This window comes from uncultured Nocardioides sp., assembly GCF_947488025.1.
In the GTDB taxonomy this organism is placed as follows: domain Bacteria; phylum Actinomycetota; class Actinomycetes; order Propionibacteriales; family Nocardioidaceae; genus Nocardioides.
On the sequence record NZ_CANKYS010000013.1, the window covers coordinates 1 to 18,990 of the forward strand.

At 72.6% G+C, this 18,990-nt stretch carries 23 protein-coding genes and 1 pseudogene; 9 read left to right on the plus strand and 15 right to left on the minus strand.

Features of this window, described 5'->3' with window-relative positions; translation table 11 throughout:
• Nucleotides 1-86: 86 nt before the first annotated feature.
• The 4 genes and pseudogenes from Q1B24_RS18195 to Q1B24_RS18210 all read left to right on the plus strand — a co-directional run.
• Nucleotides 87-1,091 (plus strand): annotated as a pseudogene (locus Q1B24_RS18195) (IS3 family transposase); the annotation flags it as partial.
• Nucleotides 1,092-1,123: 32 nt separating this feature from the next.
• Nucleotides 1,124-1,411 (plus strand): hypothetical protein, encoded by a 288-nt coding sequence (locus tag Q1B24_RS18200; RefSeq protein ID WP_299931433.1) that lies wholly within the window; start codon nt 1,124-1,126, stop codon nt 1,409-1,411.
• On the plus strand, nt 1,401-2,573 hold the full coding sequence (locus Q1B24_RS18205; protein WP_299931434.1) for a hypothetical protein: 1,173 nt from the start codon (nt 1,401-1,403) through the stop codon (nt 2,571-2,573). The genes Q1B24_RS18200 and Q1B24_RS18205 overlap by 11 nt, the downstream gene beginning before the upstream one ends.
• 79 nt (nt 2,574-2,652) lie before the next feature.
• Nucleotides 2,653-3,423: a hypothetical protein gene (locus Q1B24_RS18210; RefSeq protein WP_299931435.1), complete on the plus strand. Its 771-nt coding sequence runs from the start codon at nt 2,653-2,655 to the stop codon at nt 3,421-3,423.
• A 233-nt stretch (nt 3,424-3,656) separates the two neighbouring features.
• On the opposite strand, the gene Q1B24_RS18215 is transcribed toward Q1B24_RS18210, so the two are convergent.
• From Q1B24_RS18215 to Q1B24_RS18240, 6 genes are all read right to left on the minus strand, one after another.
• Nucleotides 3,657-4,055 (minus strand): VOC family protein, encoded by a 399-nt coding sequence (locus tag Q1B24_RS18215; protein WP_299931436.1) that lies wholly within the window; start codon nt 4,053-4,055, stop codon nt 3,657-3,659.
• A gap of 78 nt (nt 4,056-4,133) precedes the next feature.
• Nucleotides 4,134-4,457 carry a hypothetical protein gene (locus Q1B24_RS18220; protein WP_299931437.1) on the minus strand — a complete coding sequence of 108 codons (324 nt, stop codon included), beginning with the start codon at nt 4,455-4,457 and terminating at the stop codon, nt 4,134-4,136.
• Between the two features lie 90 nt (nt 4,458-4,547).
• On the minus strand, nt 4,548-4,793 hold the full coding sequence (locus Q1B24_RS18225; RefSeq protein WP_299931438.1) for a hypothetical protein: 246 nt from the start codon (nt 4,791-4,793) through the stop codon (nt 4,548-4,550).
• An 81-nt stretch (nt 4,794-4,874) separates the two neighbouring features.
• Complete coding sequence (locus Q1B24_RS18230; RefSeq protein WP_299931439.1) at nt 4,875-5,531, minus strand: hypothetical protein; 657 nt, start codon at nt 5,529-5,531, stop codon at nt 4,875-4,877.
• Nucleotides 5,518-6,171: a hypothetical protein gene (locus tag Q1B24_RS18235; protein ID WP_299931440.1), complete on the minus strand. Its 654-nt coding sequence runs from the start codon at nt 6,169-6,171 to the stop codon at nt 5,518-5,520. Before Q1B24_RS18235 ends, Q1B24_RS18230 begins: the two co-directional genes overlap by 14 nt.
• Nucleotides 6,172-6,255: 84 nt before the next feature.
• Entirely contained in the window at nt 6,256-7,233 is a 978-nt protein-coding gene (locus Q1B24_RS18240; RefSeq protein ID WP_299931441.1) for a zinc-binding dehydrogenase, read from the minus strand.
• Between the two features lie 163 nt (nt 7,234-7,396).
• Here Q1B24_RS18240 and Q1B24_RS18245 point away from each other — a divergent pair, with 163 nt between their 5' ends.
• Nucleotides 7,397-7,765 (plus strand): DUF2256 and DUF3253 domain-containing protein, encoded by a 369-nt coding sequence (locus Q1B24_RS18245; protein ID WP_299931442.1) that lies wholly within the window; start codon nt 7,397-7,399, stop codon nt 7,763-7,765.
• 15 nt (nt 7,766-7,780) lie between these two features.
• On the opposite strand, the gene Q1B24_RS18250 is transcribed toward Q1B24_RS18245, so the two are convergent.
• Together Q1B24_RS18250 and Q1B24_RS18255 are read right to left on the minus strand one after the other, a co-directional pair.
• The gene (locus tag Q1B24_RS18250) at nt 7,781-8,437 is read right to left on the minus strand and encodes a hypothetical protein (protein ID WP_299931443.1); all 657 of its coding nucleotides are present in this window, start codon (nt 8,435-8,437) and stop codon (nt 7,781-7,783) included.
• 30 nt (nt 8,438-8,467) lie between these two features.
• Nucleotides 8,468-8,761, minus strand: coding sequence for a hypothetical protein (locus tag Q1B24_RS18255; RefSeq protein WP_299931444.1), 294 nt, complete (start codon nt 8,759-8,761; stop codon nt 8,468-8,470).
• Nucleotides 8,762-8,900: 139 nt separating this feature from the next.
• Here Q1B24_RS18255 and Q1B24_RS18260 point away from each other — a divergent pair, with 139 nt between their 5' ends.
• Both Q1B24_RS18260 and Q1B24_RS18265 read left to right on the plus strand, forming a co-directional pair.
• Nucleotides 8,901-9,515 carry an ATP-dependent Clp protease proteolytic subunit gene (locus Q1B24_RS18260; RefSeq protein WP_299931445.1) on the plus strand — a complete coding sequence of 205 codons (615 nt, stop codon included), beginning with the start codon at nt 8,901-8,903 and terminating at the stop codon, nt 9,513-9,515.
• Entirely contained in the window at nt 9,512-10,129 is a 618-nt protein-coding gene (locus Q1B24_RS18265; protein WP_366916540.1) for an ATP-dependent Clp protease proteolytic subunit, read from the plus strand. The genes Q1B24_RS18260 and Q1B24_RS18265 overlap by 4 nt, the downstream gene beginning before the upstream one ends.
• Nucleotides 10,130-10,139: 10 nt before the next feature.
• Here the strand turns inward: Q1B24_RS18265 and Q1B24_RS18270 are convergent, their stop codons facing one another.
• The 3 genes from Q1B24_RS18270 to Q1B24_RS18280 all read right to left on the minus strand — a co-directional run bounded on the left by Q1B24_RS18270 (nt 10,140) and on the right by Q1B24_RS18280 (nt 11,531).
• Entirely contained in the window at nt 10,140-10,442 is a 303-nt protein-coding gene (locus Q1B24_RS18270; RefSeq protein WP_299931446.1) for a helix-turn-helix transcriptional regulator, read from the minus strand.
• A 73-nt stretch (nt 10,443-10,515) separates the two neighbouring features.
• Complete coding sequence (locus tag Q1B24_RS18275; RefSeq protein WP_299931447.1) at nt 10,516-11,160, minus strand: response regulator transcription factor; 645 nt, start codon at nt 11,158-11,160, stop codon at nt 10,516-10,518.
• On the minus strand, nt 11,157-11,531 hold the full coding sequence (locus Q1B24_RS18280; RefSeq protein WP_299931448.1) for a hypothetical protein: 375 nt from the start codon (nt 11,529-11,531) through the stop codon (nt 11,157-11,159). Before Q1B24_RS18280 ends, Q1B24_RS18275 begins: the two co-directional genes overlap by 4 nt.
• An 86-nt stretch (nt 11,532-11,617) precedes the next feature.
• Between Q1B24_RS18280 and Q1B24_RS18285 the strand changes: the two genes are divergently transcribed.
• Both Q1B24_RS18285 and Q1B24_RS18290 read left to right on the plus strand, forming a co-directional pair.
• On the plus strand, nt 11,618-12,085 hold the full coding sequence (locus tag Q1B24_RS18285; protein ID WP_299931449.1) for a response regulator: 468 nt from the start codon (nt 11,618-11,620) through the stop codon (nt 12,083-12,085).
• Between the two features lie 16 nt (nt 12,086-12,101).
• Nucleotides 12,102-13,697: a GAF domain-containing protein gene (locus tag Q1B24_RS18290; RefSeq protein ID WP_299931450.1), complete on the plus strand. Its 1,596-nt coding sequence runs from the start codon at nt 12,102-12,104 to the stop codon at nt 13,695-13,697.
• A gap of 169 nt (nt 13,698-13,866) precedes the next feature.
• Here the strand turns inward: Q1B24_RS18290 and Q1B24_RS18295 are convergent, their stop codons facing one another.
• From Q1B24_RS18295 to Q1B24_RS18310, 4 genes are all read right to left on the minus strand, one after another.
• Nucleotides 13,867-15,327: a protein adenylyltransferase SelO gene (locus tag Q1B24_RS18295; protein ID WP_299931451.1), complete on the minus strand. Its 1,461-nt coding sequence runs from the start codon at nt 15,325-15,327 to the stop codon at nt 13,867-13,869.
• 38 nt (nt 15,328-15,365) lie between these two features.
• Nucleotides 15,366-16,931 (minus strand): peptide chain release factor 3, encoded by a 1,566-nt coding sequence (locus Q1B24_RS18300; protein ID WP_299931452.1) that lies wholly within the window; start codon nt 16,929-16,931, stop codon nt 15,366-15,368.
• 68 nt (nt 16,932-16,999) lie between these two features.
• Nucleotides 17,000-17,707, minus strand: a complete 708-nt coding sequence (locus Q1B24_RS18305; protein WP_299931453.1) for an ANTAR domain-containing protein — start codon at nt 17,705-17,707, stop codon at nt 17,000-17,002.
• A 34-nt stretch (nt 17,708-17,741) separates the two neighbouring features.
• On the minus strand, nt 17,742-18,980 hold the full coding sequence (locus Q1B24_RS18310) for an ROK family transcriptional regulator (RefSeq protein ID WP_299931454.1): 1,239 nt from the start codon (nt 18,978-18,980) through the stop codon (nt 17,742-17,744).
• Nucleotides 18,981-18,990 lie beyond the last annotated feature (10 nt).

Below are 18,990 nucleotides of genomic sequence, written 5' to 3' on the forward strand. Positions count from 1 at the left end.
CGCCCAAATATTTCGACTCAACCCCGCAGCGCTGCTACGCCACGCCAAGCACGAGCCGATTCGTGCGACAGCCTCCGTGCCTCAATTTTCTTCGCGAGGGAGCTCGACCCCCGCAATCGCTGATCGTCGCGTTCGTCGACGAACTGCGGGTCGAGGGCCACGCGGTCGAGTCGATCTGTCGGGTCCTGCGCGAGCAGGGCTGCCAGGTCGCCGCGCGGACCTACCGCGACTGGACGCGGGCCAATCGCCCGGTCGCTGCCCGGTCGATCAGCGACGCCACCGTCACCAACCAGGTCCGCGATCTGGCGTGGAAGGTCGACCACGAAGGGGTGCGCCGGATGACCCCGGAGGGCCTCTACGGCCGGCGGAAGATGACCGCGCTGGTGCGACGCACCAGCCCTGCTGCGTCGCCCGGGAGCGTGGACCGGGCGATGAGATCGCTGGGCCTGCAAGGGATCCGACGCTCGAAGGGGATCCGGACCACGATCCCGGCCAAGGACGGCAAACGCGCCGGCGACCTGCTCGACCGCGACTTCACCGCTGAGGCCCCGAACCGGACCTGGGTCATGGACTTCACCTACGTCCGCACCTGGACCGGGTTCGTCTACACCGCGTTCATCCTCGACGTCTTCGCCCAGAAGATCGTCGCCTGGAACGTGGCACCCACCAAGGCCGTCGAGCTCGTCGACGTGCCGCTGCGGATGGCGCTGTGGCAGCGCGGGCGCGAAGGCCATCCGGTCGTGCCCGGCGAGCTGATCGGCCACGCCGACGCCGGCTCGCAGTACACCTCCATCACCTTCACCGACCACCTCGCCGACGAGGGCATCCGGCCCTCGATCGGCTCGGTTGCCGACGCGTATGACAACGCGCTGATGGAGTGCGTGATCGGGCTCTACAAGACCGAATGCATCCGCACCACGGTCTTCCACGCCGGGCCCTACCGGAGCATCGGTGACGTCGAGTACGCCACCGCCGGCTGGGTCGACTGGTACAACAACCGGCGCCTGCACAGCACGCTTGGGATGATGACCCCAGTGGAGTTCGAGCAAGCCCACTACGCGACTCTCAACCGAGAGCCGCAACCCGTATAGGAGCGGCGGAGAACCTGGGGCGCTTCAGCGCCATGAGCGAGCTCCGAGTCCCTCCCGCCACTCTGAGCTCCATTCGGGGCTTCCTCGACACGGCAGCCGGCGAGATCGAGGCGACCGCCGACTCGGCGCCGCACGGGCTCGACGGCGGCGACATGACGCCGCTGCTGACAGCGATGCTGTCGAAGATCGTCGGCAATGCTGCCGCCCTGTCCGAAGGCCTGACGGTGGTCAGCGCCCAGGTCACCGACGCCGAGGCCGACTTCTGGACGAGTGACGCGGCCGTGTCGGATGCCTTCGCCGGGGGCCTTCGTGTCGATTGACACCGAGATCACCGGCTCACCGGCCTCGATCCGAGCCAGTGCGGACTGGGTGGGCGCGACGTTGCGCCCCGCGATCGGCGACGGGATGGATGCGTTCGCCGACGCTCGCACCGAAGCCGGCGGGGACTGGCGTGGCGCGACCGGGGCCGCGTTCGAGGGGGCAATGGGTCGAGCAGTCCGTGCGTCGGAGGACGTACGACGCGCAGCGGACAGCCTGCGCACCACGTTCCTCGACTACGCCGGATCGCTCGAGGGCTGCCAGCAGCGGATGGAGTCGATCCGCGCGGATGCCCGCGCGGCGGGACTGACCGTGTCGGGCTTCGTCATCGACTCACCCGGCGCCGGCCCGACCCGCCCGGGCGATCCACCCGTGGACGCCACCCCGGGCGAGGTGCAGGCCCACAACGGCGACGTCACGGCGTACAACGCCCACCAGGACAAGATCCGCGCCTACAACGACCTGACCACCCGGGCAGCGGAGGTGTGGTCAGACATCGAACGCGCCTGGGAACGGGTATCGGCGGAGAACCGTGCGATGGACGGACCCGGCTGGACCTTCCAGCTCTCCGACATCGCCGGAGGGTTGGGCGGCGCGCTGATGGACGTGCACGCGAGCAGCCTACGCGGCAATGCGCGCTACTTCGCCGACCTCTCCGCCGACTACCTCGACCGCCTGCGCAGCTCGACCCGGGTGCCCAACGCGGCCCAGTTCTACGACGACCTCGTCCACTGGGGATCGACGGCGGGTGAGTCCGCCGACGACCTCGCCCGTGCCTCGCGGCTGGCCAACATCGGCCGCTTCGCCCCGGTCGCCCTGGGAGGCGCCCTCGCCATCGGGGGCATCGTCTACGACATGAACGGCCCGAACAACGAGAGCTTCGGACAGGCAGCCACGTCCAACCTGGGCGGGTTCGCAGCCTCCGTCGGCACCGGGGCCCTGGTCGGCACCGCCATCGGCGGACCCGTCGGCACCGTCGTCGGCACCGTCGTCGGTGCCGGAGTCGGTGTCTTCACCTCCGGCATGATCGACGAACTCTGGGAGAACGGCGGTGACGTCGGCGACGCCGTGCTCGCAGGTGCCGACGCAGTGGTCGACGCCGGCGAGGCGATCGCCGACGTGGGCGGAGCGATCGTCGACGGCATCGGCGGACTGTTCGATTGAGGACCAGGACCATGACGAACGCGCTGCTGCTCAAGCGGGGCCGCTCCTCGGCGCGTACGACGAGTGAGAGGGTGCTGCAGTGACGACGACAGGCATCCGCCCCACGGGCTCACGGGTCCTCACCTGGGTGGGGGTCGTAGTCCTGCTCGCCATCGGCCTGCCGTTGGCCGGCATGGGGCTGCTCGGCGTCCACACCGAACTGGGCCGCGGCTTGCTCTGCGGCGGCCTCGTCCTGGTCGTCAGCGCCGCAGGCGCGCTGGCCCGGGAGGTGGCCGAGGCCCGCGTAAGCCACGACCCGCCCCAGCCGCGCATCGAGCCGTATGGCGACGAGGACGCACTTCACCTGCCCCGAGCGTCAGGACCGACCCTCGCGTCATCGTGGACACTAGCTGGACTCGCCGCCGTCACAGCACTGGGTGCGATCTTCGCCGCACTCGAGCACAGCTGGGTGTGGGCCTGCGTGCTCGCCGCCGGCGCAGCCTGGCTCGGTTGGAGCAGCGCCGTACACCTCGGAGCCCGTCTCGCCGGCGGGCTGTGGCTGACTCCCACGCGACTGGTCCACGCTGACCGCGGCGCCACCGTCGAGGCGCCATGGGAGACCGTCACCGGCGTCGTCCCGCAACAGCCCATGCCCATCGTGCTGCGCGCCAACGGGCAACGGTTCGTCGTCCGGACCGGCCCACCCGGACGAGCCTGGCGACCCGTCAGCCGCGACGGCACCACCCTCACCGTCGACACCCGCCACCTGGCAGGCGGCACCACGCTCGCGTCCTACGTCATCGCCAAGGCCATCACCGACCCCGCCGCACGCCGCACTCTCGGAACCCCGGACAGCCTGCCGCCGGACTGACACCGAGGCAACCGCGTCGACGAGCGGATCGCGGCAGATCCGGGCGAGCGTAGCCGCCCTCAACGCGGCAGATCCGGACGTCCGGTGGGCGAGCCTGCCGAGGCTCGCCGACCGGACTAGCCGGATTGAGCGACGGTCCGCTGAGACAAAGCCTCGAAGCGCTCACGGCAGTCCGACGGAACGGGCCGCGAGGCGCTAGAGGTCCCGCCACCGAGTGCGATGCAATGAGACGATCACGACGCGACGATCTCGACCTCAAACCCTTGCGTGTTCTCCAAGAACAGAGCGCGATGTGAAGGCCCACCGGCGTTCGGGTATCGGTCTGCAAAGAGTTCGCGCCAACCGTGCGCGCTCGCCTCCTCTCGCATGCGGTCCAGCGCACCCGCATCCGCGTCCGGACAGTTGACGGCGAGGTGGTTGAGGCCAGCACGCAAGCGGTCATGTGCGCCCTGCTTCACGTCGGGCGACTGTTCCAGCACGATGTACGTGCCATCTGGATGCACCCACGTGCGGCCCTGTTCCCACGTGTCTCCAGTGCGCCAGCCGAGCGTTGTGAGAAGCCAGTGCCACCCCTCCTCTGCTGTCTCAAGATGAGCGGTCCACAACTCGACGTGGTGGAGGGCGGTTCGCATGCCGCCGACCGTACTGGCTGGAGGCGACACATCCGCACATCGGCAGATCCGCGCGCCGATCGCCGCAGATGGGGCGCTTCATTCACCGGTCTGGCGGGTGTCCCGGGCAGCCTGCTGCGCTCGCATGGTTGCCTGGTCCCTCCAGTTGAGAAGGAAGACGGCACTCACAAGTCCCGAGATGGCGCAGGCGCCCAGCGCAATTCTCACCGCGCTGGTCAGCGCACGGTCAATCGCGCTCGACGCGGTTTCATCGAGATACACCGCGACGGCACCGAAGTAGAGAGTGAGCGCACACAGCACAAGGGTGGCCACCCCCATCACACGCACTGCGATGGGCGACTCACGTCGCTCGCCACTGAGCGGTTCCGGCTGCGTGATCGCTTCGCGTTCGTCCCTCGGCACGGCGGTACCGTCTCACGCGGTGCTGTCGTCCACCCGCACATCGGCATGTCCGCGCACCATCAGCGGGTGCGTAGGGGGCGTGTCATCCGCTCATGCCTCGTCAGTGGACTTGTGCGCTCGCGGGAACTCGGCGCGAACGCCCCGCGTGAGTTGCCACAGACCGATGCCCAGGAACGCAATCGACACGAGAGTCGCTGCGGGGTCGACGTCCCACGGGACGCGGCCGAGCAGGTAGGCCAAGAGGAGCAGCGCCAGGCCGGTCAGGATCGCGTACCACCCATTGCTGATCACCCCGATCGTCATCAGACGCGACGCGGCGACACGCAGGGACTTCACGCGAGCAGGCTATCGGCGACCGTACGGCTCGCGACACCGTAACCGACGCCGCCGGCGCCTCCTGACCAGACTCCCGGATGGCTAGGGGTGGTGGAGCCGGGGGACGGTGGCGTCCCAGCCGGCGCGCCCGGTTCCGTAGGCGTGGTCCTCCCACACGGCGTCACCGAGCGGGTCGTCGGGCGCGGCGTCGTAGCGCATGGTCGCTGCGTCCACCTCGGCCTCGATCCACTGCGGATCGCCGAGACAGCTGCGGGGCAGGGTCATGGTCAGCCTGTTCGTGTCGAAGTCGACGTCGACCGCGGCCCCGGCGCAGCGCGACCCGCCAGCGTCGTAGACGTCGACGCTGGTCTCGCCGCGGTAGGCGAGGGCAGTCGCCTGGGTCGGCAGGCGCGACCCGGTGCGGTCCGTCGTGACGTCGGCCGTCAGGTCGAGGTACTGGCGTCGGCGCAGGTCGCGGAACTCGGCCGTGACGGTGACCTCGTCCGCGCCGTGGTCGACCGTCGTGCGAACGATGTCGGTGATCGCGTTGCGGGGCGCTGGGGCGACGGCTTCCGGGTCCGTGCTGTGGCCGCCGACCAGGACGTCACCGGACGCGTCGGAGGTGGAGCTCCGCGTGACGACCGTGCGTTCCGGCGGGTCCGTCGAGCACCCGGCGAGGGCCACGAGGAGGACCACGAGAGCGGCCGCGAGAGCGGCCGGGAGAGCGGCCGGGAGGAGGAGCCCGTCAGTCCGCGACATCGACGACGAGGCGCGGCGGGTCGGTGAGGGTGAAGACCCGGAACGGTCGTACGTCACCCTCGAGGCCGGCGAACACCTGGGTGTAGCCCTCGAACCAGCCGTTGACGTGGACCGCGGCGATGTCGCCGGCGGGTCCGAGGGTCTGTGGCACCTCGTAGGACCCGGGCTCGGGCATCGCGGTGCCCGAGGCACTGATCGTGAGCACGTGGTCACCCGCGACCGGCACCACCTCGCCGCTGCCCTCGGCGACGGCCTCGTCGCCCCACGACACGCCCCAGCCGGGGGTCGCGGTGCCGCTGAGCTCCAGCACGACGCGGTCGAATCCCTCGTGCTCGCCGACACGTACGTCGACCAGCTGCAGGTCCCAGTCGCCCGACGGCTCAGCCGTCTGCGGTTTGGTCGACTCCGGGAACGGCGGTCCCTCCGGCGCGGACGGCGACGGATCATCCGACCCGGTGGACGGGGACTCGGAGGGGGCCGGCGAGGAGGACTCGGACGGGGCCGCGGCGGGCGCCTCCGAGGGCTCGGGAGTCGACGTGGACGTGGACGTGTCGCTCGCCGAGGTGGGGGAGGCGTCGGTCCCGCAGGCCGTCATCAGCAGCGCAGCGGCTGCGAGCGACCCGCCCAGAGCTCGACGCATCGGTTCCCCCTCGGTAGGTGCCGTCGACCGGCGGTCCCAGCCTAGGGGCCGCGACCGTCGGTGCCCGGCATCAGCGTCGGAGCGTCACGGGCGCAGCAGGATCTTCCCGCGACGACCGGGCTCGTCGTTGGCGCGCGCGGCGTCGGCGATCTCGTCGAGGGAGTAGACCTTCTCGACCGGGAGCGTCAGCGCGCCGGAGCCGAGGCCGGTGACCAGCTCGCCCATCAGCGCGCCGCGCTTCTCGCGCGACATCGCGGCGAAGACCTTGCTGCCCCAGAAGCCCTTGATGACGACCTGCTTGAAGATCACGTCGCCCGACCCGATCTCCATCGTGGGCGAGGCCATGGCGCCGAACACCACGAGCACACCGTCCTCGGCGAGCAGCGAGACGACGTCCCCGGCGGAGGACCCGCCGACGGAGTCGACGCCGGCGACGATCGGGGCGTCGCCCACGATCTCGCGCACGCGGTCACGCCAGCCGTCGTCGTCGGTCGCCACGACGCGCTCGATGCCTTGCTCGCGCAGCTCGGCGACGCCGTCGGCGCGACGGACGAGCCCGAGGACGTGGACGCCGCGGGCCTCGGCCAGCTGGGCCACGAGGCGACCGACGGCGCCGTTGGCGGCGTTCTGCACGATCCAGTCGCCCTCGGACACCTCGAGGAAGTCGAGCAGCGCGATGGCGCTGAACGGCATCGACACGAGCTGGGAGGCGGCCTCGTCGCTCATCGTGTCCGGCACCGGGACCAGCCCAGCGGCGGGAGCGACGATCAGCTCGGCCCAGGCGCCGAAGCTGCCGCCCGTGGCGACCCGCTGGCCGACCTCGAGGCCCTCGACGCCCTCACCGAGCGCCTCGACCACACCGACCGCCTCGGTGCCGGCACGGGCCGGCATCTCGGGCTTGAAGCCGTAGCTGCCGCGGGCGGTCCAGAGGTCGTGGTTGTGGATCGGGGAGAGCAGCACCCGCACGAGCGCCTGGCCCGGGCCGGGCTCCGGGTCCGGCACCTCCTGGACCGAGAGGACCTCGGCCGGGTCGCCGAACCTGGGCTGGACGAGTGCGCGCATGGGACTGCCTTTCGCTGTGACTTCGTGGGGACGTACGCCCGGCACAACCGACGACCCGGTCCGCCTATGCCGCGCACCGTGCTCCTGAGGGCGACGTCACAGGCCGACGTGAGGTGGCCGATGTGAGGAGGCCGCGCTGGCGGTGCGCGGCACACTGGGCCGCATGCCTCCGGAGCCGAAGACCTGCCAGGCGTGCGGTCGCACCATCGAGTGGCGCAAGAAGTGGGAGCGCGACTGGGACCAGGTGCGCTACTGCTCGACCGCGTGCCGCAAGCGGGGCGTGTCGGACGTCGACCGCAGGTTGGAGGACACCATCCTCGACCTGCTCGCCCAGCGGGCCCGTACGTCGACGATCTGTCCCTCCGACGCCGCGCGGGCGGTCGGCGACGACGACTCGTGGCGCGAGCTGATGGAGCCGGCCCGGCGCGCCGCCCGACGGCTGGTGGACCGCGGCGAGGTGGAGATCACCCAGGGCGGCCACGTCGTCGACCCGTCGACCGCGAAGGGGCCGATCCGGATCCGGCGCCGCTGAGCGCCGGACGGCGGGTCAGAACGCGTAGCCGAAGCGCTCGAGGTCCTCGGCGTGGGCCGTCTCGACGAGGCGGCGGCTCCCGACCGAGTAGGAGCGCCAGTAGGCGCGCTCGCGATCGGTGACGTTGGTGGGCGGCACGGCCAGCTCGAGGTCGAGCAGCTCGCGCACGTCGGACTCGAGGCGCTCCATGCGCAGCACGACGTCAGCCTCGGTGACGTGGCCGCGGTTGATCCGCCGTGGCCGCACGGGATCGCCGATGGCCTGCGCGAGCCAGTCGTCGAAGTCCAGGGTCACGGCGTCGACGATCCGGTCGACGGCACCCGGCACCCGGTGGACCCAGGAGTCGGGACGGCGCAGCTCGTGGACCCACCGCGTCCGGGTGCGGGTGTGCTCCGCGACGTAGAAGTCGAAGGGGTTGCGGGTCGTCGTCACGATGCGCATGCCGTGACCGGCGTCCACCACCCCCGCCTCGACGAGCTGGCGCACGGTCGCGTGCTTCGCGTCGACGCCGACCTCCCGGGCCCGGTCCCGCCCGACGGCCTCGGTCGCTCCCCGCTGCGCGACCAGGGCCTCGCCGAGGGCGGTGCTGCCGGTGCCGGGGGCCGCGGTGACGAGGAGCCCCGCGCGGTGGTCGACCAACGCCATCAGCAGGAGCCGCGGTGGGGAGAGCATGGGTGCATGGACGTATTGCAGCAGACGACGTCAGTCGCCGAAGAGGTGGTCCTCGGCCTCCGCTGACGTCACCTCGAGGCGCAGCGCCTGCACCTTCTCCGGCGGCAGCCCCAACCGGGAGAGGAGGACCTGCACCTGGGGGAGCACCCAGCTGTAGGACTCCACGGCGACGCGGCACGCCTCGTCCTGCACCCGGATCCACACCACGGGATCGCCGGCGCGATCAGGCAGCCAGTGCGCACCAATGACGCCCGCGGGCGCCAGCGACGTGACGATCGGCAGCATCGCCGCGTCGGCGGCTCGACGGATCTCGTCGTCGGTCACCCGGCCACGCTAGACGCACCCGCCAGACCGACCCCCGGACCAACCCGGCCACGGCGTCGAGACATTGCTCCGCTCCCAGCGGATCCACCAGCAGCAGAACACCCTGTGACCAGGCTCGTGGCCGCGTCACGCTGGCGGCATGACCACCCACACCACCTCCGAACGCATCGAGGACGAGCTCGTCCGGCGGCTGATGCACCAACGCATCGTCGTCCTGGGAGAGGAGCTCGGCGAGCGCAACGGCAACCGGCTCATGCACCAGCTGCTACTGCTCTCCGCCGAGGACCCGCGCGCCGACATCAGCCTCTGGATCAACTCCCCGGGAGGGTCGGTGTCGTCGATGCTCGCCATCCACGACGTCATGCGGCTGATCCCCAACGACGTGAGCACCCTCGCCATGGGCATGGCCGCGAGCGCCGGCCAGTTCCTGCTGTCGGCGGGCACGCCCGGCAAGAGGTACGCCCTCCCGCACTCCCGGGTCCTCCTCCACCAGGGCTCCGCAGGCATCGGCGGGACCGCGGTCGACATCGAGATCCAGGCCGACGACCTCCGCCACACCCGCGACACCGTCCTCGGACTCATCGCCCAGCACACCGGCCAGGACCGCGAGACCGTCGAGCGCGACTCGCGACGCGACCGGTGGTTCAGTGCCGAGGACGCACTGGCGTACGGCTTCGTCGACCAGCTGATCAGCTCGGTCGACCACGTCACTCCGGCGCACCAGCGCCCCGTCGGGCTGGCAGGTGCGCGATGAGCGCCTACGAGATGAGCAGCTACACCATCCCGTACGTCGTCCAGCAGACGCCGCGTGGCGAGCGCACCCTCGACCTCTACTCCCGCCTGCTCTCCGAGCGGATCGTCTACCTCGGCACCGAGATCGACGACGGCGTCGCCAACGCGGTCATCGCCCAGATGCTGCACCTGGCCTCGGAGAACCTCGAGCTCCCGATCAGCCTCTACCTCAACTCACCCGGCGGCTCGATCACCGCGATGCTGGCGGTCTACGACGCGATGCAGTTCGTCAAGCCTCCGGTCGAGACCGTGTGCGTGGGGCAGGCCGCGTGGACCGCGGCGGTCCTGCTGGCCGGGGGAGCGCCGGGCCGGCGCGCGATCCTGCCGCACGGACGCGTCGTGCTGCACCAGCCCGCGACCCAGGGCCGCGGCACCATCCCCGACCTGATCCTCGAGGCCGACGAGGTGGCGCGGGTGCGGCTGCTGCTCGAGGAGGTGCTCGCCCAGCACACGGGACGTACGCCGGAGCAGATCCGGCAGGACACCGACCGCACGCTCGTCCTGCCCGGCGAGGCGGCCGTGGACTACGGGCTCGTCGACACGGTCCTGCGCGAGCAGGGACCGGCGCTGGTCTGACCGACCCGGGTCAGGCGGCGAGGGCGAGGGCGTCCGGTCGGCCGGCGCGCACCGCGAGCCGCCGCACGCTCAGGTCGAGCGCCCCGGCGATGGCGTGCAGCATCTCCGACGAGGGGTCCTTGAGGCCGCGCTCGACCTCGGAGAGGTACTGCACGGAGACCCCCGCCCGCTGCGCCACGTCGACGAGCCGCTCGCCACGGTGGTGGCGCTCGCGGTGCAGCTCGCGGCCGACGAGCTCGCGCCACAGGGGCTCGGGCTCGGGCGCCGGCGCGGCGGGGCGATCGGGACCGGGGAACCGCAGGATCTCTCCCATGGGTCGAACCTAGACCCGGCGCCGGCGCGCGGCCGAGCGATTCCGCTCACGGCAGAACGACCCGGGAGCCGGCTCAGCGCCCGGGCAGGAGCCCCTGTCGTACGGCGATGGCGAGGGCCTCGAGCTTGGAGTGGGCGCCCAGCTTGGCGGAGAGGTTGGCGATGTGGTTGCGCACGGTGTGGACGCTGACGACGAGCCGCTCGGCGATGGCGGCGTTGCTGAGCCCCTCGGCGACGAGGTCGAGCACCTCGCGCTCGCGCTCGGTCAGCTGCCGCTGCGGTCCGCCACCGCCCTGCAGCCGGGGGAGCAGCCGGGCCAGCAGCTCCGGGGAGATCACCGACTCCCCGGACGCGGCGGCGCGCACGGTTGCCGCGACCTCGGCCAGGCTGCGCGTCTTGGACACGAACCCGCAGGCGCCGGCCTCGATGGCCTGCACCAGCAGGTGGTCGCCCGGGCTGGCGGTCAGGACGGCGATGCGCAGGGCGGGGCGCAGCCGCAGCAGCTCGGGGATCGCCGCGACACCGTCGCCGTCGGGCATCCGGTGGTCGAGGAGCAGGACGTCGGGTGCGGTGGAGACCACCATCGTGCGCGTCTGCGCCAGGGTGCCGGCCACCCCGACGCTGACCATGTCGTCCTCCTGGCCGAGCACGGTCGCCAGGCTGGTGGCGAGCACGTCGTGGTCGTCGGCGATGAGCACCCTGATGGGTGCGGCGCTCACCGGTCCTGCCCCACGTCGCGGTTGGTCACGGCCGGCGCCGGCACGTGGAACACGACGTCGTGCACCGCAGCGACCATCTCGTCGCCGGACACCAGCACGAGCGCCCCCGTGGCGGCGTTGGTCTCGCGCGAGCGGCTCGCGTGCAGGTCGGCCAGCGTCGCCCAGTAGACCGTCGCGTTGAGCTCGGAGGTGCTGCGGTCCACGAGGAGCGTCGCCCCGCAGAACCCGGGCAGCGAGGCCACCTCGGGCAGCAGCACGTCGACCATCATGTCGATCGCGTCGCGCTCGGGCAGCGCGCCCACGCTGAAGCGCCACGTGCGGGCGTACATCTCCTCGAGCCCGTCGTGCGCCCCGACCATCTCCTGCTCCACCGCGCCCCCCGCCTGGTAGATATGTACTAGAGCCTCCCACACGCATGGCTGGGCCGCACCGCACCGCCGTCGGCGACCATGGGGCGGTGAGCCCAGGTCGAACCGGCGGACCGGCCGCGCCGCTGTCGGTCCTCGTGGCCGACGACGACGCGGTCTTCAGCGAGGCCCTCGTCGACCTGCTGACCGTCGACGACCGCTACCTCGTCGTGGGCGTCGCCGCCACCGGAGCCGAGGTACGACGCCTCTGCCGCGACCTGCGGCCCGCGCTCGTGCTGCTCGACGTGCGGATGCCGGAGGGCGGCGCCGAGCTGGCCCGGGCCCTGGTCACCTCGGCGCACCCGCCGGTCGTCGTCGCGGTCTCGGCGCAGACCGGCCTCAGGACGGTCGCGGCGATGGTCGCCGGCGGGGCCCGCGGCTACCTCGCGAAGGGACGGCTGGGTGCCACGCTGCCCGACGCGCTCGCGCGGGTCGTGGCCGGCGACCGGGTGCTCGACGTGCCGGGGGCCGAGGAGGCGCTGCGCCTGGCGGAGGGACGATCCGCGCCGGGGACCTGAGGCGTACGGTGGCGAGGTGGCACACGGGGGGCTGAGCAGCGACGTCGTCTTCCGGGTCCTCGACGCCACGCCTAGCGCCGTGGTGGCCGTCGACGAGTCGCTGCGCGTGGTCTACGCCAACGCGCGGGCCACCGACCTGTTCGGCCACCCCACGGAGGCGCTGGTGGGCGCGCCCCTCGACACCTCGCTGGCGGGGCTGGCCGACTTCGTGCACGCACTGCCGGACCTCGAGGGGCAGCCGATCGGACGGGTCGTGGTCCCGACCGCGGACGGCAGGCCGTTGAGCGTGCTCGCCCGGCTGACGCGCTTCGCGACCGAGCACGGTGGCCTCCTCGTGCTCACCGCGAGCGACCTCGGTCCGCGCGAGGAGGCCGAGCGCCGGCAGCGGACCACCAGCCGCGCCTACCTGACCCTGGTGCGGATCACCGAGGCGGTCGCCCGCGCGACCTCCGAGCACGAGGTCTACGACGCGGCGTGCCGTGCCGCCGTGGAGGAGGGGGAGTACCTCGGAGCCTGGGTGTGCCGTCCGGGACCCGGCCAGACGGTCGTGACCGAGGGCCGGGCCGGCCGGCTCGACGCCTACATCGACGCACTCGCGATCACCACCGACCCCGAGCACCCGAGGGGCAACGGGCCCACCGCCCGGTGCCTGCGGACCGGCCGCCCCTACTTCGCCACCGACTTCCACCGCGACGACGCCACGACGCCCTGGCGCACGATGGCCCGTGAGCACGGGATCGCGGCATCGGCGTCGATGCCGCTGCGCCGCGCCGGTCGTACGACGGCCGTGCTGACGCTGTGGTCCGGGAGCGCCGACGCGTTCGGCGAGGAGATGCGACGCCTCCTCGACAGCCTCGCCGACACGGTCTCGTTCGCGCTCGACGGCCTCGCCACCCGCGACCAGTACCAGCGGGTGGCGGCGCAGCGCGCCGACCTGCTGCGCCGGCTCGTGGTCGCCCAGGAGGAGGAGCGGGCGAGGATCGCCGCCGACGTGCACGACGACTCCGTGCAGACGATGGCGGCCGTCGACCTCCGCCTGGGCCTGCTGATGCAGCGGGTCCGTGAGACCGCCCCGGACCTGGAACCGGCCGTCGCGCAGCTGCAGGAGATGGTCTCGGGTGCGACGACCAGCCTGCGCGACTTGCTCTTCGACCTCGAGCCCGTCGCCACGGGGATCGACTTCGTCGAGCTCGCGCGCGACGCCGCGGACCGCGCTCTCGACGGCGAGGTCGCGTGGACCCTGGTGGTCGAGCCGGCCGGCGCGCGGGTGGAGCTGGTGGAGGAGTCGTGCGTGCAGGCCTTCCGCATCGTCCAGGAGGCGCTGCTCAACGTCCGCCGTCACGCGCGGGCCGACCGGGTCGTGATCACGCTGCGTCCCGGACCCGACGGCGTCGGGATCGAGGTCGCGGACGACGGGGTCGGACTGGCCCCGGCCGCGCGCGAGCCGCTGCCCGGCCACCGGGGCCTGCGCACGATGCAGGACCGCGCCGCGGTCGTGGGAGGCACCTGCCGCGTCGAGTCCGAGCCCGGCTCGGGGACCCGCGTGTCGATCTGGCTGCCGCGGACCCCGGTGCTCGCGCCGGTGGGTGGGGCCCCGGCCCGACGGGACTGATGACGGGGGACATCGCGCGTCGGGCCGGGGGTCGTTCGTCAGCCCGAGCCACGGGGGTTGGTTCGAGGGCCGACTGCACCAAGTCTGCGTGCCGGGCGCGCCCGGCAGATGCGTCGAGTGGCCGGACTTGCCTGGTGCACAGGCACTAGACCTGCCCGGGTCTGCGCGGTCAGGTGCCGCAGAAGGTCTGGTAGCCCGCGAACGAGTCGGGAGCGGGCTCGGCATGGCGCTCCAGCCCCGCCCGCTCGTCGTACGGCGCCGAGACCGCGTCGAGGAGCTGGTCGAGCGGCGCGAGGTCACCGTCGGTCGCGGCGGCCAGCGCCTCCTCGACGAGGTGGTTGCGGGGGACGTAGACCGGGTTGGCGCGGTCCATGACGTCGGCGTCGGGGCCGAGCGCGAGCCAGCGGGCGGTCCACGCGTCGAAGGCGGGCAGGTCGAGGAACATCCCCCGCGCGGGCTCGGCGTCGCCGCGCGCGGCAGCACCGAGGCTGCGGAAGAACGACGTGTGGTCGACGTGGTCGGCCTGCACCAGCGCGACGAGGTCGGTGACGACGGCCGACGCGACCTCGTCGTGGAGTCCCTCGGGCAGGCCGAGCTTGGTGCGCATGCCGGCCGACCAGGCGGCGGAGTAGTGGCCGCGGAAGGCGCCGAGCGACTCCACCGCGATCGCCACGGCCGCGTCCTGGTCCTCGGCGAGGAGCGGCAGGATGGCCTCGGCGAAGCGGGCCAGGTTCCACTCGGCGACCACGGGCTGGTTGCCGTAGGCGTAGCGACCACCGGTGTCGATCGAGCTGTAGACCGTCGCGGGGTCGAAGGCGTCCATGAAGGCGCACGGGCCGTAGTCGATCGTCTCGCCCGAGATGGTCATGTTGTCGGTGTTCATCACGCCGTGGACGAAGCCGACGAGCATCCACTGCGCGACCAGCGAGGCTTGGGCGGCGACGACGGCCTCGAACAGCGCCAGGTGGGGGTGCGGCGCGTCGGCGGCGGCCGGGTGGTGGCGGGCGATCGCGTGGTCGGCCAGGCGACGGAGCAGGTCGAGGTCGTCGGTGGCGCGGGCGTACTGGAAGGTGCCGACGCGCAGGTGGCTGCTCGCGACGCGCGCGAGCACGGCGCCCGGCAGCACCGTCTCGCGCTGCACCGGCCGCCCGGTCGCGACGACGGCGAGGCTGCGGGTGGTGGGGATGCCGAGGGCGTGCATCGCCTCGGAGACGACGTACTCGCGGAGCATCGGGCCGACGGCGGCGAGGCCGTCGCCGCCTCGGGAGAACGGCGTACGGCCCGAGCCCTTGAGGTGGAGGTCGCGCAGCCGGCCGGAGTCGTCGACGAGCTCGCCGAGCAGCAGGGCGCGACCGTCTCCGAGCCGCGGTGAGTAGCCGCCGAACTGGTGGCCGGCGTAGGCCTGGGCGACCGGCGTCGCTCCGTCGGGGACGCGGGTGCCGGTGAGCAGCCCGACCCCGTCGCCGCGCAGCCAGTCGGGGTCGAGGCCGAGCTCGGTGGCCAGGGGCTCGTTGAGCACGAGCACCCGAGGGTCCGGCGTGTCGACGGCCTGCCACGGCAGGGCGAGCTCAGGGAGCTCGCGCGCGAAGCGGCCGCCGAGGACGAGGGTCGGGGTGGGTGCCGAGGTCACTCCCTCGACGATACGCGGCGGGCGGGGACGCCGGCCGCTCAGCCACCGCCGGCCGGGAGCGCCTCGAGCATGATGTCGGGGTTGTCGCGCGCGGTGACCTGGGCGCGCCACTGGTCGACGAAGAGGGCCAGGCGGGTGCCGTCGCTGCGCTCGAGCACCTCGACACCGCGCTTGCCGGCGAGCGCGGCTGCCCCGTCGGCGTCGGTGCGCCGGGCGACCTGGTAGTCCAGCCGCGAGAAGCGGATGGGCGCGTTGAACTCGTTGGTCATGCGGTCCTCGACGACCTCGAACTGCATCGGGCCGACGGCGGCGAGGACCGGGTTCTGGTCGCCGCGCAGGTCGGAGCGCAGCACCTGCACCACGCCCTCCTGGTCGAGCTGCTCGATGCCGCGGCGGAACTGCTTGTAGCGGGAGATGTCGCCGGCGCTGGCGGTGACGAAGTGCTCCGGCGCGAAGCTCGGGACCGGCGGGTACTCGATGGGGTCACCGACGTAGACGGTGTCGCCGACCCGCAGGGCCTGCGCGTTGACGAAGCCGATGATATCGCCGGGCTCGGCGCTCTCGACGGCCGCGGTGTCACGACCGAAGACCGACTGCGCGAACTTCGTGGCGAAGGGGCGGCCGCTGCCGGCGTGGGTGACGACCATGCCGCGCTCGAAGGTCCCCGACACGACCCGGGCGTAGGCGAGCCGGTCGCGGTGGGCGTTGTTCATCCCCGACTGCACCTTGAAGACGAACGCGCTGAAGTCGTCGGACGTCTCCCGCACCGAGCCGTCGACGCCCTCGGTCGCGCTGGGGTCCGGGGCGATGTCGAGCAGCAGGTCGAGCAGCTGCGCGACGCCGAAGTTCTGCAGGGCGGAGGCGAACATCACCGGCGTCGTCTCGCCGGCCAGGAAGCGCTCCTGGTCGTGGTCGGCCTCGTCGAGGGAGAGCAGCTCGTGCTCCTCGAACGCCGCCTCCCACTGGAAGGAGTCGTCGTCCTCGACCTCGTCCGCGCCCATCCGCCGCTCGGGCGCGCGGGTCGCGCCGCCGGCGGTGCGGGTGTACTTCACGAACTCGCCCGTACGCCGGTCCAGCACGCCGCGGAAGTCGCCGGCCTCGCCCACCGGCCAGGTGAGGGGAGTGGGCCGGAGCTTGATCTTCTCCTGGATCAGGTCCATCAGCTCGAGCGCCGACAACCCGGGCCGGTCCCACTTGTTGATGACCGTCAGGACCGGGATGCCGCGCAGCGCGCACACCTTGAAGAGCTTGAGCGTCTGCGGCTCCAGCCCCTTTCCGGCGTCGACGAGCATCACGGCGGAGTCGACGGCGGAGAGCACGCGGTAGGTGTCCTCGGAGAAGTCGCTGTGGCCCGGGGTGTCGACGAGGTTGATGACGTGGTCGCGGTAGACGAACTGCAGCGCCGCCGACGTGATCGAGATGCCGCGGGCCTTCTCCATCGCCATCCAGTCCGACACGGTGGCCCGCCGGTCGCCCTTGCCGTGCACCGCGCCGGCCTCGGTGATGACCCGCGCGTGCAGGGCGAGGGCCTCGGTGAGGGTGGACTTGCCGGCGTCCGGGTGGCTGATGACGGCGAAGGTACGGCGGGGGCGGGTGTCGGGCACCGCTTGAATCTACCGGGCGGGGCGCCCGAGCCGTGCTTCGCCGACCACGCAGTGGCGCACGACCCGGATCACCTGTCGTGCAGGCCCAGCACGACGCGGGCGAGCCGGACGACGGGGATGTCCGCCCGCCGCGCAGCGTCCTCGAGGTGGGCGCGCGCCTCGGTCACGGTGATGCCGCGCTGTGCCGCGACGATGCCCGTCGCGGAGTCGAGCCACGCGCGCTCCTGGAGCTGGGCGGGAGCCTGCTCGGCCAGGCCGCGGGTGGAGAACGTGAGGTCGGCGTTGGTGACGGCGCCCGGGGCCCACGCGCCGAAGGCTGCCGCGAGCCGCGCGTGCCGGTCGACGAAGGTGTCGGCGGCGTCGCCGTAGAGGTTGACGGTCGCGATCACGTCGCCGTCGACCACCACCGGGAACGTGAGCGTGCTGTGGACGCCCGCCGCGGCGCTCGCGCGTGCGAAGTCCTGCCAGCGGGACTCGCTGAGCAGGCCACCGGCCGACGAGGCGATGCCGTGTCCCATCTCGATCGCGTCGACGCACGGACCGCTCGCGAGGTACTGGACGGCGTCCAGGGTGGCGACCTCCTGGTCCGTGGCCACCAGCGTGAAGGTGAGGTCGAGCTCGCGCGAGGCGATGCTCACGCCGACCAACCCGGGTGCGATGTCCCTGGCGTGGTCGGCGGTCGCGGTCAACCGCTGCGCCAGGTCGTCGTCCGGGCCGCCGTCGATGTAGGTGTCCAGCTCGCCGAGGGCCTCGAGAGTCTCCGCAATGGGTTCCACAGCCGGGTGGTACCCACTCGCGGGCGACGTATGCCTAGACCGCGCCCGTCCGGGCCGCCTGGCGTGCCAGCGCGGCATCGACGGCGCGCGGGGAGAGCACCGAGTCGAGGGCGAGGCGGACGCAGCCGACCAGCCCGGCGCGGTCCCCGTACGCCGCCGGGACGACCTGCAGGTCGCGACCGGCGAGCGCCGTGGTGGCACTGAACACGCCCTCGCGGAGGCCGGCGGAGAAGGTGTCGAAGGCCGCGGCCATGTCGCCACCGACGACGACGGTGCGCGGGTTGAGCACGGTCACGGTCGCGGCGAGCGCCTCGCCGATGTGGCGCCCGGACTCGCGCACGACGGCGCGCGCCCGCCCGTTGCCCTGCCCGGCCGCGGCCGCCAGGTCGCGCACGTGGTGCAGGTCAACGCCGTCGCCGCGCAGCTGCTCGACCAGCGCCCACCCGCTCGCCACGGTCTCCAGGCACCCGGACTCGCCGCAACGGCAGCGGAGCCCGGCGGCGGCCGGGACCTTGACGTGGCCGAGCTGCCCGGCGGCGTTGCGGTGTCCGCGGACGAGTCGCCCGTCGGCGACGATCGCCAGGCCGACGCCGGTCGACGCCTTGAGCACGAGCGCCTCGTCGTGCTCCTGCACGGTCGGCGCGACGTCGGCCCGCGCGGTCGGCATCTGCGAGAGCGCCATGACCCGCATGTCGTTGTCGAGGGTGAGGGGCGCGGCGGTGACGTCGCGGAGGTAGGGCGCCAGGGGCACGCCGTCCCAGCCGGACAGCGCGGGGGAGTCGACGCTCATCGCCCGGGCGGGGTCGACGGTGCCGGCCAGCGACATGCCCACACCGCGTACGTCGTCACCGCTCCGGCCGAGCTCACCCAGCATCCGATCCAGGTGGCTGACCACCAGCGGCATCAGGACGTCGGGACCGGGGCCGGTCTCCTGGTCGAGGCTCACCGACGCGAGCTCCGTGCCGTCGAGCGAGCTGATCGAGAGCTGCGAACGGCTGCGGCCGACGGCGACCCCGAGGACCAGCCCGGCCGCACCGTTGAGGACCAGCGTCGTGGCCGGGCGTCCTCCGGTCGCCGACTCCTCCTCACCCTCGAGCACGAGCCCGGCGTCGGTGAGGGCGGACAGGCGTGCGTTGACGGCGGTGCGTGACAGCCCGGTCGCGCGGCCGAGGGCGCCGCGCGTCGCGGCCTGGCCGGACCGGATGAGGGCCAGCACCTCGCCGGCGGTCGCCGCGGGCAGGACCGGCGGCGGGGTCGAGGAGGTCTGGGTCATGGTGGGGCGA

Coding starts and splice junctions, on each gene's coding strand:
- Q1B24_RS18265 (WP_366916540.1), top strand. CDS start 9,512: ATGAGCGCCTACGAGATGAGCAGCTACACCATCCCGTACGTCGTCCAG.
- Q1B24_RS18260 (WP_299931445.1), top strand. CDS start 8,901: ATGACCACCCACACCACCTCCGAACGCATCGAGGACGAGCTCGTCCGG.
- Q1B24_RS18235 (WP_299931440.1), bottom strand. CDS start 6,171: ATGCGTCGAGCTCTGGGCGGGTCGCTCGCAGCCGCTGCGCTGCTGATG.
- Q1B24_RS18310 (WP_299931454.1), bottom strand. CDS start 18,980: ATGACCCAGACCTCCTCGACCCCGCCGCCGGTCCTGCCCGCGGCGACC.
- Q1B24_RS18270 (WP_299931446.1), bottom strand. CDS start 10,442: ATGGGAGAGATCCTGCGGTTCCCCGGTCCCGATCGCCCCGCCGCGCCG.
- Q1B24_RS18200 (WP_299931433.1), top strand. CDS start 1,124: ATGAGCGAGCTCCGAGTCCCTCCCGCCACTCTGAGCTCCATTCGGGGC.
- Q1B24_RS18230 (WP_299931439.1), bottom strand. CDS start 5,531: ATGTCGCGGACTGACGGGCTCCTCCTCCCGGCCGCTCTCCCGGCCGCT.
- Q1B24_RS18245 (WP_299931442.1), top strand. CDS start 7,397: ATGCCTCCGGAGCCGAAGACCTGCCAGGCGTGCGGTCGCACCATCGAG.
- Q1B24_RS18215 (WP_299931436.1), bottom strand. CDS start 4,055: ATGCGAACCGCCCTCCACCACGTCGAGTTGTGGACCGCTCATCTTGAG.
- Q1B24_RS18250 (WP_299931443.1), bottom strand. CDS start 8,437: ATGCTCTCCCCACCGCGGCTCCTGCTGATGGCGTTGGTCGACCACCGC.
- Q1B24_RS18240 (WP_299931441.1), bottom strand. CDS start 7,233: ATGCGCGCACTCGTCCAGCCCAGGTTCGGCGACCCGGCCGAGGTCCTC.